Raw genomic sequence first — 16,256 nt, 5'->3', positions numbered from 1 at the left:
GGTAAATTTATTTTGACAAACAATTTAGGAGATTCAGTCAAGTTACGTCATGGTGCAGTTTTAACTAATAGAATGGCCATGTCACCGATGCAAACACATTCAGGTAAACGAGGAGGGTTTGTTTCTGATGATACCGTGGGTTATTACTCGGCACGTTCGCAAGCCGCTGGCATGTTGATTACAGAATTCCATTACGTGAGTGAAAATGGTGGGCCGGCTTATACTCCCGGATATCCAGAACAGCTAGGAGTTTATTCTGATAAGCATATCGATGGATTAACAAAAATTGCTCAAGAATTAAAAAAAGATGGCAATAAAGCAATTCTACAGATTCATCATGGTGGTCGTGCAGCAATTGGACAAGCGGTTAGTGGCGCAGAAGTTGTTGCACCAAGTGGGATTGATTTTCCATTTTTAGATTATCCTTTACGGGAATTAACACAACAAGAAGTTTTAGCAATTATTGCAGATTTTGGTCGTGCGACAAAACGTGCCATTGTTGCTGGTTTTGATGGCGTTGAAATTCATGGTGCTAACCATTATTTGTTACAACAATTCTTCTCTAAGTTATCCAATCATCGGACAGATCAATGGGGTGGAGATTTAGCGAGACGGATGGCTTTTCCTTTAGCAGTTGTTGAAGAAGTTGTTCGGGTAGTCAAAGAGGATGCACCTGCAGATTTTATTATTGGTTACCGGATTAGTCCAGAAGAAATTCACGGAACAGAAATTGGTTACACTTATCAAGAGTCTACAAAATTAATTCAAGAAATTGTGAAATACAAACTAGACTATATTCATCTATCTTTGTGGGATGGTTATGGTTCAGGACCGGAAAAGGTTGAAAAAAGTTATGCTGAATTATTTAAAGAGATATTAGACGAAGAAACCAAGTTATTGATTGTAGGAGGCGTGTTTAACGAAGCAAGTGCGCGTGATGCGATAGAAAAATATTCTGATTTAATTGCTATTGGTCGTGGAACGTTGGTGGAACCACAATTTGCCAAAAAAGTATTGGATGGCGAGGGATCAAGTATTTTTCATGAAATAACACCTGAAAATATTGAATATGTCAGCTGGACAATGGGTTTGAAAGAAGCTTTTTCACGAATAGATTCGTTAGGTTTGCCAGCAATACCTGGTGGAGAAAGTATCCGGTCAATGCATACTGGACAATTTGATATGTTTTATCATAAATAAAGTAATTGATTAAATTGGACTGAAAGAAAAGTTTGGTTTGTGGTAGGAACGAATTTTCATTCGTTCCTATTATTTTATAAAAATTAGAACGAATAGGGTTTTTCTATCAGTCCTAGATATTGTGGTAATTTTTTGATATATGCTATAAATCAACTTTTTCAAAGCTTTCTTTGGAAATTTTAAAAGCCAAGATGTTACCGGCAATGAAGAAAAGTACTGCAAAAAGAAATATCGGTAGTTGTAATCGTAGATCGGTTTTATTTAGACTATTTAACCAAGCTAATTTGGGGATGTGGCTGATGGTTTCAGTTAAAACAGCTATTAAAAGGGCGGGTACCATTCCTTTGATAAAGGCCTTGCCAATTTTGTAGGCTGTTTTGTAAAATTCGGTGAAAAAGAAAAAGTTGAACAGTGTGAAAACCAGCAAACCAGCGGCATAATAAGTTAAATTTGGCGCAATACCGACGGTGTTTTTAATGGGGATTTGAGTGATTCGAATGATTGTAAAAGGTAGAGTCAGAAATAATTGGCCGATTTGTGTAGTGATAAATAATGAAAACTTACCTTTTACTACCTGACTTTTTTTAACTGGCAAAGTTGCAGTGTAAAAGGCATCGTGATTTTCTCGTCCATTTTGCAAAGTAATCAGTGGCGCGAAACAGCCAAAAATAAAAACCGTCGTGTAAGGATAGCTAGGAATTAAAATCAGTGCTCCCATCCATAAAAAAATATTGAGAGTGGGATGGGCTGCTAAACGAAACTCTTTATACAGCAAATGATTCATGTGAAACATTCCTTTCTGAGTAGAGCATGATGTCTTCGAACGTCGTATTTGCTGGATTTTCCTTTTGAAAAGTTTGGATAAAGCGATCTTTTTCAGCACTTAATACCAGCTGACCTTTTCGAATATAAGTAATATGAGTGGCGCATTTGTCTAAATCCGAAGTAATGTGCGTAGAAAAAAGAATACTTCTGGTACCGTCAGCAACTAAGGATTGAAAAATCTCTAATAATTCCTCGCGAGCGACAGGATCTAAGCCGCTAGTCAGTTCATCAAAAATAAACAATTTTGCTTGGTGGGATAAAGCTAAGGCAATTGCATATTTGACTTTCATACCTTCAGATAATTGGTTAACTTTTTTATTTTCAGCCAATTCAAAAAGCGTCATGTATTTCTGGTAAGCAGCTTCATCCCAATGACGATAAAATTTTTTAGTGACTTGAGTAATATCCCGTAATTTTTTGTAAGGATAAAAATCTGTTCCTCCTAAGACAACCCCTAATTGTTGCTTACAAGCTGCTTCAGCTTGAAAAAAATTTTGTCCAAACATCTTAATTTCGCCGCTATCTGGGTGCACCATGTTTAGCAAAGATTTGAGGGCCGTGCTTTTACCAGCACCATTTTTGCCAATCAGCCCCATGATTGCGCCAGCGGGCAAATTAAAGCATAGTCTGTCTAAAGTAAATTGCGGGTATTTTTTAGTCAAATTTCTGACAGTCAATAAATCCATGAAAATCACTCCTTTGTTTTCGGATAAAAATTGTCCATCATTTCCTCAGCTGCCCGCAAGAAATGATCCGCGGGAATCAAGGCCAAACCTTGTGTTTCAGTTGCACTATCACCTAAGACCATCAAGCGATCCCCAGCTTTTAGCTGCAACAAATCTCTAGCAGCTTTAGGCAATACTACTTGTCCTCTTTCAGCAAGAACGACAGTGCCAAAAATATGTTTATTTTTCGGTGGCAGGGGAATATTTTCGGTTGGCGAATAATAGATTAAATCTTCTAAGGAAACATCATAAAGTTGAGCCAATAAATCGCAGTTTATCAAGTCTGGAATCGTCTCCCCAGCTTCCCATTTAGAGACCGCTTGGCGGGAAACACCGATTTTTTCAGCCACAGTCTCAATGGAATAATGATTACTTTTGCGCAAATATATCAAATTCTGACTGAGATTCATTTTTTTATTTTTCATACTTTTCATACCTCCCACTTTCATTTTAACAAGTCATTCCAGAGATTCAACCAACTCTTGAATACATTTTTTGTTCGTTTTAGTTGCACAAGTAAAATCAATATTTACTATAGCAATTGCAGATTTTCATCATCATACATGTGATAAGCATAGCCAGATATTTTTTTGACTTTGAATCAAACCCCAGCTAGCGTAAGGTACGCGTAGAAATACCATAAGATATAGAAACAGCAGTATTCGAACATGATGACATGCTTTTTATCTCCATTTTTCAGTATGAACTGCGGAAGGACCTTGACGTCAAAACAAGTCTGATAAATATTGTGCTAGAGGGAATTTCTTTCAAGACTGATTTTATTCAAAAAAATGCTAATACTAATTGATTTATCAGTATTAGCATTCCAATTCCTATTAGTTGATCCAGAAGTTTATTATTTTTACCCAGCAATATCTTTTTTAAGATAACTGAAGTAGGTCAGACCAATCGATAAATAAATGACCAAGAGGTTGATAACAAAATAGTGGCTGTTTAATGTTATCTGGATAACTAAATCTTCCGCGCTGTAATAGCTGAAAGGGGAGAGGTATTTAACAAAATGTATTTTTTCTTCAATTGACGCCAGTAAATTCAAAAAGTAAGTGATAAAAACCAGACCTAAAGAAAGGGATAGAATCGTTTTTGTTCGAGTCACAAAGACCGATAATAGATAACTAATAGTAGCAAATATTAAATGAGTCAAAAAACCGCCTATAGAAACCAATAGAAACGCTGAAAAATTAAAAGGCTTAAGTTTAAACCAATCCATTAAGAGAAAATTGGAACCGGCAAACAAGCTGTCAAACAAAGTAAGATAAAGCAGAATGCACAAAAGTTTTGCTGTAATGATTTCGGAACGGGAAATAGGTTTTGAAAGTAAAAACTCAATGGTTTGGTCGCTTTCTTCCTTGGATAAAATATTGCCTGCTAGCATTACTGCATAAATGCTACCGAAAAGAGTTACTAGGATATATGAGCGACTAGCGTAATAGTGTAGGATATCTGTCATATCAAACTGATCCAGCAACATTGCTTTAACAAATGCTGGAGGATATTGTGTGAGAGATTGTGTCGCGGTCTCAGCAACTGATTCGAAGGCTGAAAGCAGGAAGGCGTTGACTAAAATCAAGAGGATTAACCAGATAAGAAATGCTTTGAAATTTTTTTTTAGTTCTCTAAAAAGTAAATTGGTCATTTTAGTTTCTCCGCCCTTCTTGATAGAAATGAATGAACACATCTTCTAAGGTTGGCTCGCTGATGGAAAGGTTCTCGAGAGCGGTGTCTTTTGCAAGTTGGGATAATAAATGATGAATGTTACCTTGATAAAGAAAACGAATAATTTGGTCAGTTTGAGATAAATTGGTAATGGAAGGTTGGTTATCAAAAGAAGAAAGGTCGATGGGTTGTTTGTAATGGAGCTCAACTTGGCGGAATTGCTGATTATAGAGAGTTTCAATTTTTTTGAGGGCGAAGAGTTCTCCGTCTTTAATAAAAGCTACTCGGTCATAGATTTTTTGGACTTCCGATAAGATATGCGAAGAAAAAAGAATTGTAGTGCCTTTTGCTTTTTCTTCTTTCAAAATTTCAAAAAATTCATGTTGAACTAAAGGATCGAGACCACCCGTCGGTTCATCAAAAATCAAGACTTTTGGTTCGTGCAATAAAGCCTGAATAATGGCGACCTTCTTTTTGTTTCCCGTAGACAAAGAATGAATCTTTTTGTTGAGGTTTAGGTCAAGTCGTTTTGCAAACTGAGTGAATCTATCCGTGTGATCTTTTTTATAAAATTTATTGGAGTATTCAAATAGTTCGTTAACTGTTAGGTCAGCGTAATAATGTACTTCAGAAGGAACATAGCCGAGATGTTCTTTGATTTTTTTACTTCCTTTAAAACAATCTAGCCCAGTTATCTCAGCCGTACCGCTTGTGGGATATATCAGCGCCAATAATAGTCTGATAACGGTGGTTTTTCCTGCTCCATTCGGCCCGATGAATCCAAAGATTTCTCCAGGTTCAATTTTTATATTTAAATCCTTAATGCCTTTTGTTTTACCATAATATTTAGTTAAATGGATCGCTTCAATCATTTTCAGTCACCTCTACTCCCTGTAGCATTAGATCAATATACATTTTTATTTCTTTTTTCAGTTGATGGGAATTTTCAAAAAAAATATCAGGATTGGTTTGATAAAGTGTCAGTTTTTGATTGATAATCGCATTCACATAGGTGCTTAGTCCGCGGACGAGAATATCTTTATTAATATTTTTCTTTAGGTTTAAAGTTGTGATTGCTTGGTCGAAGACGAGGTTAGAATTATTTTGAACAGTTAACAAATAGTTACCGATTAAATGCTGAATTTCACCACTGACTTGGGTGCTGTTTTCACGACTGGCAAGATTGAGAAAATGCATTTCATTGGGATATTGAAGAATCAAGTGCATTTTTCGATCCATATATGCAAAAAGGATCTCATAAAAACTTCCCTCTGCTGGGCTTTCTACCGGTGACTCAAATTGTGTAAGCAACTCTAATGAATAGTTAAGCAAGTATAGATAATACTTTTTTTTGTTCCCAAAATAGTGAAATAGTAATCCCTTTGAAATGTTAGATTCCTTAGTAATAAAATCGGTTGTGGCATCAGTATAGGAAAATTTAGAAAAAATTTCGATGCCTTTATCAATAATTCGCTGGCGTTTTTCATTTGTTAAATTATGAAATGTTTCTAAAGTCATGGGGGCTCCTTTTTGATTGACTGAACGGTCAATTTACGGTTAAAAAAATAAATAGATTATTTCTTTCAATGATATTATAACAAAAATTGACTGTGTGGTCAATTATGGTTTTAGCTTCTATGATAGCAGGTGGCGCTTATTTATTGTGAACTCAGATCGGTTTAATTTATCAAATTAACTAGAACTGTGATTCAGTCTAAAGAATCAAGCTAGAAAAGAATTTCTTAGTAAACTGTCAGGTAAGCTATAAATATAGATTTGCATCGCTAAATCAAGTTGAAAAAGTCTAACTTGTAAAATTTAAAAGTTCCAAGCTCAAATCTGAGCCTGGAACTTTTTTCGTTGAATTATTTGGTAGTGTCTTGAATCCTTAACAATCATGGAACCAAAATCAAGCGAGTCTGGTGTCGAATATTATTAGCAATTTCAGGTGATAAGCCTTGATTTGAGATAACGACATCAACCTCTGACCAAGAAGCGACTTGTACAAGAGAAGTGGTTTGGAATTTTGAATCGTCGATTAGGACGATTTTTTTTGATGATTTTTTCAGCATTAATCTTTTGGCTTCAGCGTCTGCTAGGGAAGAAGTACAAAAACCATTTCGATTTTTAACCCCACTGGAACCAAAGAAGCAAACGTCAAATTGGATATCGGGGTACATTTCTTTTCCCGTATCGTTTCGAAAAGTCATATCTTCGGCATTGTATTGTCCGCCAAAAGAATAAAGTAGGTGATGGGCGTTGGCCAGCTCTAAAATGGCAGCTAACGAACCTGTAAAAATTTGTCGTGACGATAGCTGAGCGATTTTGTTGGCAAGAAGTGCTACGGTACTGCCCTGATCAAGACCAATAATTAAATCTTCTGATTGCAAGAGCTCCAACGCTTTTGTGATGATGGTTTCTTTTTTGGCTAAATTTTTTGGTCGACGATGGAAGACTGGCTCCAAAGGTTTCTCTTTGATTAAGATGGCGCGTCCGTGTTTTTTTTCTAAAATTCCTTCACTAGCTAAATAGGCTAGGTCCTTACGAATCGTTTCGTCTGATACATCAAACAAGCTAACCAAAGTAGCGACTTTCAAGTTATTTTCTTTATAGAGCAAAGCGGTGATATCTTTTCTTCGCTGTGCAATTTCTGATGCCTTCATTTGACTCACCTCATTAATAAATTAACAAGTATTTCCAATAAATTCAACAAAAAAGTTGGGATAATCGGTAAAAATTGGAATATTTTTACTTAATTCCAAGAAAAACGTGGAAATCGTTTATGTGAAAAATTATACTAAAGAAAATATAACGAGGAGATGAAATAGCTATGTCACAGATAGTAAGTGAGGCTAACACTGCGAATATCGTAGTTGATGGCAATCAGCGGATCCAAACAATGAAAGATCATTTATTTAAGGAAAAACGCCAAATTTCATTAGAACGTGCATTACTTTATACGGAAAGTTATCAGAAAACAGAAGGGGAACCGACGATTATTCGACGGGCGAAAGCGGTGGTTCATATTTTAGAAAATGTCGCGATTAGCATTCGTGAAGGAGAATTGTTGGTGGGCAATCGAACGATTCGTCCTCGTTCAGGGATTCTTTCACCGGAAATGGACCCTTATTGGATCATGAAAGAAATTGATACGATTGATGGACGACCCCAGGATCAATTTGAATTTACTGAAGCAGATAAGAAAATTTACCGGGAAAAATTATATCCTTATTGGCAAGGTCGCTCCATGAAGGACTTTATTAATCAGCAACTGACTGATGAAGTGAAAGATGCTTTAAAAGATGAAGTCTTTAAATTAAATCAAACAGACAAGGGCCAAGGACATATCATCATGGATTTTCCCGGCATTTTGAATCATGGGATTGCGTATTATATTGATCAGCTAGCGGAAAAAATCCATGATCAGCCGGAAAATGATTTTTTTAAAGCAGGATATTTAATTTTTGTTGGATTGCGGAATCATTTTATTCGTTATCAAAGACTGGCCTTAACCTTAGCAAAATCTGCCGATTCGGTGAGAAAAAATGAACTGTTGGTTATTGCTGACATGTGTCAGAAATTAAGTCAGGAAAAACCAAGTTCTTTTTACGAAGCACTTCAGCTATTATGGATGACCAGTATTGTAGGTCAATATGAATCCAACGCCTCTTCCTTGTCATTAGGGCGAATGGATCAATATTTATATCCTTTTTACGAGGCTTCACTTAGGGCAGGTGAATCAGAAGCGTTTTTATACGAAGTTTTAGGTGATTTTTATATTAAAACCAATGATGTTGTTTTACTGAGAAGTGAAAGCAGTGCTAAATGTTTCGCTGGTTTTCCGACGGGCTACACAGTCGTTTTAGGTGGTCTCGATGAATTAGGTCACGCTTCAGTTAATCCTTTGTCTTATTTGATGTTGGATCTATATCATGAAATTTTGCTACCGCAACCTAATCTGTCTGTTCGGATGAATGAAGTTATTCCTCGAAAATTTTTGTTAAAAACTTGTGAAACGATTCGTCTAGGAACCGGGATTCCGCAATTATTTAATGATGAGGTTTGCGTGCCAGCCTTTTTAAGTAAAGGCGTTTCATTAGATGATGCTCGAGATTATGCAACAGTCGGTTGTGTTGAAACGTCAATTCCTGGGAAAACATATGGTTTACATGATATTGCGTTGTTTAATCTTTTAAGGATTATGGAACTCAGTATCTATGATCTGAAGGATAAAAAAACCGTGAGCTACGAAATGTTGTCAGTCGATATCAAAGCTAAAATTGATTATTATGTTGAATTGGTTGTTAAAGGCTCAAATATTGTTGATTTGGGTCATCGGGCTTATGCACCTACACCATTTTTATCTGTTTTAATTAAAGATTGTTTAGCTAATGGTCAAGACGTAACAGAAGGTGGTGCCCGTTATAATTTTTCTGGTGTTCAGGGAATTGGCGAGGCAAATTTGAGTGATGCCATGTACGTCATTAAAAAAATGGTCTTTGAAAATCAAGAGTTGACCTTTGCTGAATTAGTGGAAGCATTGGCTGCAAATTTCGAAGGCAAATATCAATCCCTGCAACAACATGTGATTCAAGATTTTGATAAGTATGGTAATGACAATGATGAAATCGACCAAATCGCGGCAAGCTTTTTCCGACATTATGCAAAAGAGCTAGAAAAATATGAAAATGTACGTGGCGGAAAATTTATTCCAGGAGCATATACAGTATCGGCTCATATTCCTCTAGGGGAAGCCGTGGGGGCAACACCAGATGGTCGTAAAGCGCAGGAACAGTTGGCAGATGGCGGCTTATCACCTATGGTGGGGCGTGATCGTTTAGGACCGACTGCAGTATTGAAATCGGTTAGTAAATTGGATAACTATTTAACTGTAAACGGCAGCTTGTTAAATATTAAATTTCAACCCAATACTTTAAAGGGTCAGCAAGGTCTTAATAAATTTGCGAACTTTTTAATGGCTTTTACTAAATTAAAAATTCAACATGTCCAGTTTAATGTGCAATCAAAAGAAACCTTGTTGGATGCTCAAAAAAATCCCGCAAAATATTCTGGTCTGCTAGTGCGAGTTGCTGGCTACAGTGCCTTTTTTGTCGATCTGAATAAGCAAATTCAAGATGATATTATTGCCCGCGTAGGACATGAATTATAGGAGAAGAAAAATGACTGAAGGCCTAGTTTTTAATATTCAACGCTATTCGGTCCACGATGGCGACGGTATTCGGACGATTATTTTTTTAAAAGGCTGTCCCTTGAAATGTCCTTGGTGCTCAAATCCAGAATCACGCTTAGCAGTTAAGCCAACGGTCTGGAATAAAAATGGTCAAGCAGAGACAGTAGGCGAGTGGTGGACGGTCGATCAATTAGTCGAAGAAGTAATGAAGGATGAAATATTTTTTAGAACTTCCGGCGGTGGTGTGACTTTATCTGGTGGAGAAGTTCTGATGCAAGCAGAATTTGCCCAAGCATTGTTAAAAGAGCTACATCAACTAGGTGTAGATACCGCCATCGAGACGACTGGCTGTTTTCCCCTTCAAGAAATAGCTAGTTTGACGCCTTATCTAAATCAAGTATTATTCGATTTAAAAATAATGGATCAAACAGACGCTCGTCAGGTTATTGGTATCAATCAGGAGCTAGTTAAGGAGAATTTTGCGTTTTTACGCACACAAAATCTGGAATTAACACCAAGAATTCCTTTGATTCCAGGATATACCACGAGTCAGTCAAATATCCAGGCATTGATTGACTATTTGATACAACAAGAAGTGTCTGCGGTTCATCTTTTGCCCTTTCATCAGTATGGAAGTAACAAGTATCAATATCTTGGTTGGGAATATCAGTTAAAGGATGCTTTGACTTTGACTGATGCAGAGGTTAGAACCATTCAATCAATTTTCGAAGCGGAAGGTATTTCAGCAAATGTAGATGGTCTGAAATAAAAACGAGGCGGAATAAATAGGAAATTTATTTTTTCTATTGAATACCGCCTGGTTTTTTCTTTTTTATTATAAATGAAACGATTCATTACATAAAAAATGCTTATTTCAACATTAATGTGGAAATCAGATGTATTATCTTGCTGGAAAATCATGTGATATATTGAGCTTACAGTTGATAAGCGCTTACAATTTGGAGGAGAAAAAATGGGAGGAATAAAAGCCAGACAAAAATATTTGATTCAGTTGCTAGTTCAAAATGAAGACTATTTACCAGTTGCTTATTTCGCAGAAAAAATCGCAAAAACCAATCGCACAATTTATTCCGACCTTGAAGCGATTCAAAATGAGATAAATTTAGAAGCCTATAATATTACCCTTGAAAGAAAACCACGCAGAGGCATTCGTTTATTGGGAAATGCCGAGGACAAGATGAAGTTACTCCAGCAGATGGATCTAGATCTAGTTGAATGTCCCGGGCAAAGACCCGCACAGAGACAATTTCTGATTGCCAAAATGTTATTAATTGATGAAGCAACAGTTACACATAAAGGTTTATCGGAAGAATTTCATGTTAGTCCCAGTTCAATCATGCAAGACTTAGAAAAAATCCATCAGCAGTATCATGTCAATGTTTTGTCTTCAAACAAAGGGACCTGCGTCGTTTGTAGTGAAGAGGATTTGCAAAGAAGTATTTTTCGTTTTTGTGAAAACTATTTAAAAGAGCACCATATATCAGATGATGGATTATTTGAACAAAAAGGTTACCAAGCATTAACCGCATTATTCGGCGACCAGATCGTTACAGCTATTATTGAACAAATCACCAATATTGAACGACACTCAGAATTTGATCTTTCCTATCAGTATAAAAAATCGATTTTACTTAGTTTTATCATCTATTTTTTCCGATTAAAGAAAGGCCAGCTATTAAGTCCCCAAAAAGAATTCTTATTTGAGCAAATTCAATCTATCGATACTTATTATCTTGCCACTGAGCTAGTCGCGGATCTTGCGAAAAGACTTGATTTTGATAATTCTGAAGAAATTGTGGCTTACATTAATCGTCAATTGATTGGTTATGGCGTAAAAATGAAAATGAGCGATCAAAAAGACTACCAAAAGTTTGAACCAATCATTGATCAAATCTTTCAACAAATGGGGGAAATGATGCAAGTTGATTTCAGCCAAGATCGAGAGTTAAAAGAGCGATTTGTCAAACATTTTATTCCAATGATTTATCGCTTGAAACTAGGTCTAGAAACCACCAATCCATTATTGGCAGAAATAAAAAATCAATATTCGGTTATTTTTAGAGCGACTTGGTATGCCATGGCTGTCGTTGAAAAACAATTAGCTGTTAGTTTCAATGAAGAGGAAGTCGCCTTTTTAGCAATGTACTTCCAAGTATCATTAGAAAAATCTAGAAATGGTAAAAAGATTTTAATTGTCTGCCCGACAGGGGTGGGAACCAGTGAATTGATTTTAAATCGAATTGCACGGGTCTTACCAGCACAAGACATTGCTGAAGTAACGACCTTGCAATCGTTATATAACAGTCAATTAGCTAGCGTGGATTTGATTATCTCTTCCGTGGAACTAACGGATATTCAAGTGCCCGTGATTAAAGTTTCTCCGTTGATTACGGAAGAAGACATCAAAAATATTTCTTCCTTGTATGCCGATTTCTTTTTTAGAAATGAAGAAACAGAACAATTAATCACCACTGATTTCTCTCATCTGAGAGAAATCTTAGATCTTTCGTTGATTGAAACCCGTTGCAGGTTTAAAGACAAACAGCAATGCTTAAACTATATGATTGAAAAACTAGAAAAACGAAAAATTGTCACCAAAGATTTTCGTAGAGAAGTTTTCGAAAGAGAAAAGCTTGGCGAAACAGCGTTGAGCACAGGAGTAGCCATTCCTCATGCGGCACCACAAAATGTGCGGGTAACAAAGATATTTTTATTGGCACTAGAGGAACCGATTTTATGGAGTAACAAAAAAGTTAAATTCGTTTTATTGATTTGTATTGCTGATCAAGAGCGCCGTTTGTTAAAAGGTGCGATGACTGATATTCACAAATTAGTAAAAACAGATCAAACAGTCAACTATTTCTTCCATAACAAGAGTGCTGAAGAAATCTACCAACTAATTAAAGGAGTGTCGTAAGATGGAAATTATTAACGCAGAATTAATTGATTTAGATATTGATGCCACCACCAAAGAGGAAGCCATTCAAGCCTTAGCCAAAAAAATTCATAGGGCAGATCGACTGAATGATTATGATGGCTACTACGAAAGTGTAATTGCCCGCGAAGAATTGACCACTACTGGCATCGGATTTGGGATTGCGATTCCCCATGGGAAATCGCCCCATGTAAAAGAAACCACCGTCGCTTTTGGTCGTTTAAATCAAGCATTGGACTGGAAAAGTTTAGATGAGACGGATGTGAATGTAGTCTTTTTACTAGCTGTTCCAGAAGCGTGTCAAGGCAATCAACATTTAAAAATTATCGCCAGTCTTTCCCGTAAGTTGATTCATGAAGATTTTAGAAAAACTTTACAAGATGCTAAGAATCCTTCAGAAATTTTAGCTGTCTTAAATGAAAGTTTACAAGCAGCCGTAGCCTAAAAAAACATTTAAAAGGAGAAATATAATATGAAAATTGTAGCCGTAACAGCATGTCCTTCAGGAGTAGCCCACACTTATTTAGCAGCCGAAAGTTTAGAATTAGCTGGAAAAAACAACAGTGTCGAGTGTCATGTAGAAACACAAGGGTCGATCGGTATCGAAAATGAATTAACCGCAGAACAAATTGCTGCCGCAGATGCCGTAATTTTAACCAACAATATCGGTATCAAAAATGAAGATCGTTTTAAAGGGAAGCCAGTTGTCCGTATGAGTGCCGCAGATTGCATTAATAAAGCTGATGCAATTATAAAAAAATTGCAAGAAAAATTAGGTAAAGCATAGGGGGAGTAAACGAATGATAGAATTACTGAAAAATACCCGTAAAAATTTAATGACTGGCGTTTCTTATATGATTCCTTTTGTAGTTGCTGGTGGGATTTTACTGGCATTGAGTGTCTTACTTTCAGGAACAGCCGCGGTCCCGACTGAAGGGATCTTAGGAGATATTGCCAATATTGGTGTCGTTGGCTTAGGTTTAGTCGTACCTATGTTATCAGGTTATATTGCCTTTTCGATGGCTGATCGTCCAGCTCTGGCACCCGGAATTATTGGTGGGATGATTGCCAGTAATATTGGTGCTGGATTTATTGGTGGGATTTTATCAGGTTTGATCGCAGGGATTGTGATTTATTACTTGAAAAAAATCAAATTGCCGTCTAGCTTACGTTCATTAGGCCCAATCTTTGTTTTTCCATTGTTGGGAACAATCATTGTCGGCGGTTTAATGTACTGGGTAATTGGTCGACCAACTGCAATGTTAATGGCCAGTTTAACTTCATGGTTAGAAGCAATGGGCACAGGAAATTTAGTAGTTTTAGGTCTGATTTTAGGAGCGATGATTGCTTCTGATATGGGTGGACCGATTAATAAGGTAGCCTTTAGTTTTGGTTCTGCAATGGTTGGAACGGTCGATCCGTCAACCGGATTACCTAGCGCAACAGCGGTCGCAATTATGGCGGGGATTGGTGCAGCTATCTGTATCCCACCATTGGCGATGGGTTTAGCAACGATTGTGGCACCAAAAAAATTCTCAGTTGAAGAACGCAATTCAGGAAAAGCTGCTATTGTCATGGGCTTGGTTGGTATTTCAGAAGGCGCGATTCCTTTTGCAGCAGCCGATCCGTTACGTTGTATCCCAGCCAATATCATTGGAAGTGCGATTGGTTCAGCAGTTGCCATTGGTTTAGGCGCTGGTAATCCTGCACCATGGGGTGGCTGGATTGTCGCACCAGTCACGAGTAATCCACTAATGTATATTCTTGGAACTTTGATTGGAACGGTGATTACAGCTGGAATTGTCATTGCTTTGAAGAAAAATGTAGAAGAAAAAGTTGAAGAGATCCATCCACTGAACAATGATATCGAGTTTGATATTGAAATTATGTAATTTGTTGTAAAATCTCAATATAGTATTGGTCGCAAAAATAATTTTTAAGGAGCCCTCATCATGGAATTTTTACTGGATACAGCCAATTTAACAGAAATTACTCGTTACAATGATAGCTTGCCGCTAGCCGGAGTTACCTCTAATCCTTCCATCATTAAAAAAGAAGGTAAAATCGATTTTTTCAATCATATGAAGCAAATTCGCGAAATCATTGGTTTTGATAAAAGCTTACACGTCCAAGTTGTTGCCAAAGATTACGAAGGCATGTTAAAAGATGCTGAAACAATCTTGGCAAAAATTGACGAGCAAGTCTACATCAAGGTCCCGACTTCAGAAGTTGGTTTGAAAGTTATGAAGGAACTAAAAAAACGGGACATCAATGTCACCGCAACGGCGATCTACACAAAAATGCAGGGATACTTAGCGATTGCGGCAGGAGCTGATTATTTAGCCCCTTATTTTAATCGAATGGAGAACTTATCGATTGATTCTAGTGAAGTAATCTATCAGCTAGTAGAAGAAATCACTCGAACAAAGAGTGCGACCAAAATTCTGGCTGCCAGTTTTAAAAATGTTGGTCAAGTAACCTCAGCACTAGAAAGTGGCTCCCAAGCAGCAACCATGGGGGCCGATATTTTAGCCGCAGCTTTTGCGATGCCTTCGATTGAACAAGCTGTGACTGATTTCTCCAACGATTGGGAAGAAACTTTTGGAGAAGATGTAACTATTTATAACCTAGGTTAAAAATATCATAAAAAAAGCCCACTCTTTAAATCTAAAGTGTGGGTTTTCTTTGGTTTGTCTTAAAGTATGAATCAAGCTATTGATAAACGTAGTTGTCATGACAATCTTAATCAGTTTTCAGCAAACCGTCATACCTAACTGTTAAACTAATCGAAAAGGAGGCTAAAAATATGTATCAAGTCAAAACTCTTGAAAAATTTCCTTTAGAGAAATTGTATCAGACATTTATGAAAGCCTTTTCGGATTATGCGGTACCCTTCAATCAAGATTTTAGCCAGTATGAGAACATGTTAAAGCGCCGCAGCTATCAACCGGAAATTTCGGTGGGGGCTTTTCAAGAAGATCAATTAGTTGGTTTTGTTTTAAGTGGATTGCGAAAAATCGAGGGTCAGTGGACGGCTTATGATTTGATGACGGGTATTGAACCGGAAAGTCGTGGCAAAGGACTGTCTAATCAAATGATGACTGCCATCATGGAAGCTTATGTTGAAGCCGGTGTGGAAGAATATCAGTTGGAAGTTTTACAGGAAAATACGACAGCTTATCATCTGTATGAAAAACAAGGAATGACCATTCGGCGCAGTTTTTCAGTGATGCAAGCGCAAAAAGAATTGGTGCCACCAGATAAATCTATCAGCCAATTATATTTTGTCGAAAAATTATCGCCAGCTGAATGGGACTTAGTGGAAACTTTTGCCGATGTGGCTGATTCATGGCAAAATGCTCGTCAATCAGTCGAAAATGTTGCAGAATTATTTGATGTAGTTTTAGCCAAAATCGACAATAGAATTGTTGGCTACGGTATTGTTGAAAGAGCCACTGGTGACGTACCGCAATTGGCTGTGGCGAAAAATGCGCGCCGTCAAGGCATTGGTCAAGATCTACTGGCGGCGCTACAGACCCATAGTCAAAAACCGTTGCGTTTAGTGAATATTGATACTAGTTTGGTGGAGATGCTGCAATTTCTTACAAATCTGGGCTTCACCGAAACTACTAGCCAATATGAAATGGTCATGACGATAACAACTGAATAAATGCGGAGGGTA

16 protein-coding genes are annotated in these 16,256 nt (G+C 37.1%); 9 read left to right on the top strand and 7 right to left on the bottom strand.

Annotated features, from left to right (window positions below; all coding sequences use genetic code 11):
- The first annotated feature begins 12 nt into the window (after positions 1-12).
- On the top strand, positions 13-1,200 hold the full coding sequence (locus ID741_RS17275) for an NADH-dependent oxidoreductase (protein ID WP_438720961.1): 1,188 nt from the start codon (positions 13-15) through the stop codon (positions 1,198-1,200).
- A gap of 142 nt (positions 1,201-1,342) precedes the next feature.
- Here ID741_RS17275 and ID741_RS17270 read toward each other — a convergent pair whose 3' ends face one another.
- The 7 genes from ID741_RS17270 to ID741_RS17240 form a co-directional block, all read right to left on the bottom strand.
- Entirely contained in the window at positions 1,343-1,984 is a 642-nt protein-coding gene (locus ID741_RS17270; RefSeq protein ID WP_438720960.1) for an ABC-2 transporter permease, read from the bottom strand.
- Positions 1,965-2,711 (bottom strand): ABC transporter ATP-binding protein, encoded by a 747-nt coding sequence (locus ID741_RS17265; RefSeq protein ID WP_438720959.1) that lies wholly within the window; start codon positions 2,709-2,711, stop codon positions 1,965-1,967. Before ID741_RS17265 ends, ID741_RS17270 begins: the two co-directional genes overlap by 20 nt.
- Positions 2,712-2,716: 5 nt before the next feature.
- Entirely contained in the window at positions 2,717-3,175 is a 459-nt protein-coding gene (locus ID741_RS17260; protein WP_438720957.1) for a helix-turn-helix domain-containing protein, read from the bottom strand.
- A gap of 437 nt (positions 3,176-3,612) precedes the next feature.
- Complete coding sequence (locus ID741_RS17255; RefSeq protein WP_438720956.1) at positions 3,613-4,407, bottom strand: ABC transporter permease subunit; 795 nt, start codon at positions 4,405-4,407, stop codon at positions 3,613-3,615.
- Between the two features lies 1 nt (position 4,408).
- Positions 4,409-5,299, bottom strand: a complete 891-nt coding sequence (locus ID741_RS17250; protein WP_438720954.1) for an ABC transporter ATP-binding protein — start codon at positions 5,297-5,299, stop codon at positions 4,409-4,411.
- Positions 5,292-5,945, bottom strand: coding sequence for a TetR/AcrR family transcriptional regulator (locus ID741_RS17245; RefSeq protein ID WP_438720953.1), 654 nt, complete (start codon positions 5,943-5,945; stop codon positions 5,292-5,294). Before ID741_RS17245 ends, ID741_RS17250 begins: the two co-directional genes overlap by 8 nt.
- Positions 5,946-6,322: 377 nt before the next feature.
- Positions 6,323-7,090 carry a DeoR/GlpR family DNA-binding transcription regulator gene (locus tag ID741_RS17240; protein ID WP_438720952.1) on the bottom strand — a complete coding sequence of 256 codons (768 nt, stop codon included), beginning with the start codon at positions 7,088-7,090 and terminating at the stop codon, positions 6,323-6,325.
- Between the two features lie 167 nt (positions 7,091-7,257).
- Here ID741_RS17240 and ID741_RS17235 point away from each other — a divergent pair, with 167 nt between their 5' ends.
- The 8 genes from ID741_RS17235 to ID741_RS17200 all read left to right on the top strand — a co-directional run bounded on the left by ID741_RS17235 (position 7,258) and on the right by ID741_RS17200 (position 16,244).
- Positions 7,258-9,597: a formate C-acetyltransferase gene (locus ID741_RS17235; RefSeq protein ID WP_438720951.1), complete on the top strand. Its 2,340-nt coding sequence runs from the start codon at positions 7,258-7,260 to the stop codon at positions 9,595-9,597.
- A gap of 10 nt (positions 9,598-9,607) precedes the next feature.
- Positions 9,608-10,387: a glycyl-radical enzyme activating protein gene (locus ID741_RS17230; RefSeq protein WP_438720950.1), complete on the top strand. Its 780-nt coding sequence runs from the start codon at positions 9,608-9,610 to the stop codon at positions 10,385-10,387.
- Positions 10,388-10,591: 204 nt separating this feature from the next.
- Entirely contained in the window at positions 10,592-12,556 is a 1,965-nt protein-coding gene (locus ID741_RS17225; protein WP_438720949.1) for a BglG family transcription antiterminator, read from the top strand.
- A gap of 1 nt (position 12,557) precedes the next feature.
- Positions 12,558-13,019 carry a PTS sugar transporter subunit IIA gene (locus ID741_RS17220; protein WP_438720948.1) on the top strand — a complete coding sequence of 154 codons (462 nt, stop codon included), beginning with the start codon at positions 12,558-12,560 and terminating at the stop codon, positions 13,017-13,019.
- 27 nt (positions 13,020-13,046) lie between these two features.
- The gene (locus ID741_RS17215; protein WP_438720947.1) at positions 13,047-13,361 is read left to right on the top strand and encodes a PTS fructose-like transporter subunit IIB; all 315 of its coding nucleotides are present in this window, start codon (positions 13,047-13,049) and stop codon (positions 13,359-13,361) included.
- Between the two features lie 13 nt (positions 13,362-13,374).
- Positions 13,375-14,466: a PTS fructose transporter subunit EIIC gene (locus tag ID741_RS17210; protein WP_438720946.1), complete on the top strand. Its 1,092-nt coding sequence runs from the start codon at positions 13,375-13,377 to the stop codon at positions 14,464-14,466.
- Between the two features lie 60 nt (positions 14,467-14,526).
- Positions 14,527-15,210: a fructose-6-phosphate aldolase gene (locus ID741_RS17205; protein WP_438720945.1), complete on the top strand. Its 684-nt coding sequence runs from the start codon at positions 14,527-14,529 to the stop codon at positions 15,208-15,210.
- A gap of 170 nt (positions 15,211-15,380) precedes the next feature.
- Positions 15,381-16,244 (top strand): GNAT family N-acetyltransferase, encoded by an 864-nt coding sequence (locus ID741_RS17200; protein WP_438720944.1) that lies wholly within the window; start codon positions 15,381-15,383, stop codon positions 16,242-16,244.
- Positions 16,245-16,256: the final 12 nt, after the last annotated feature.

This window comes from Enterococcus sp. AZ103, from assembly GCF_051714685.1.
GTDB classification, from domain to species: Bacteria; Bacillota; Bacilli; order Lactobacillales; family Enterococcaceae; genus Enterococcus_A; species Enterococcus_A alishanensis.
Note: the sequence above shows the minus strand (reverse complement) of the source record. Positions and strands in the feature narration are given on the sequence as shown.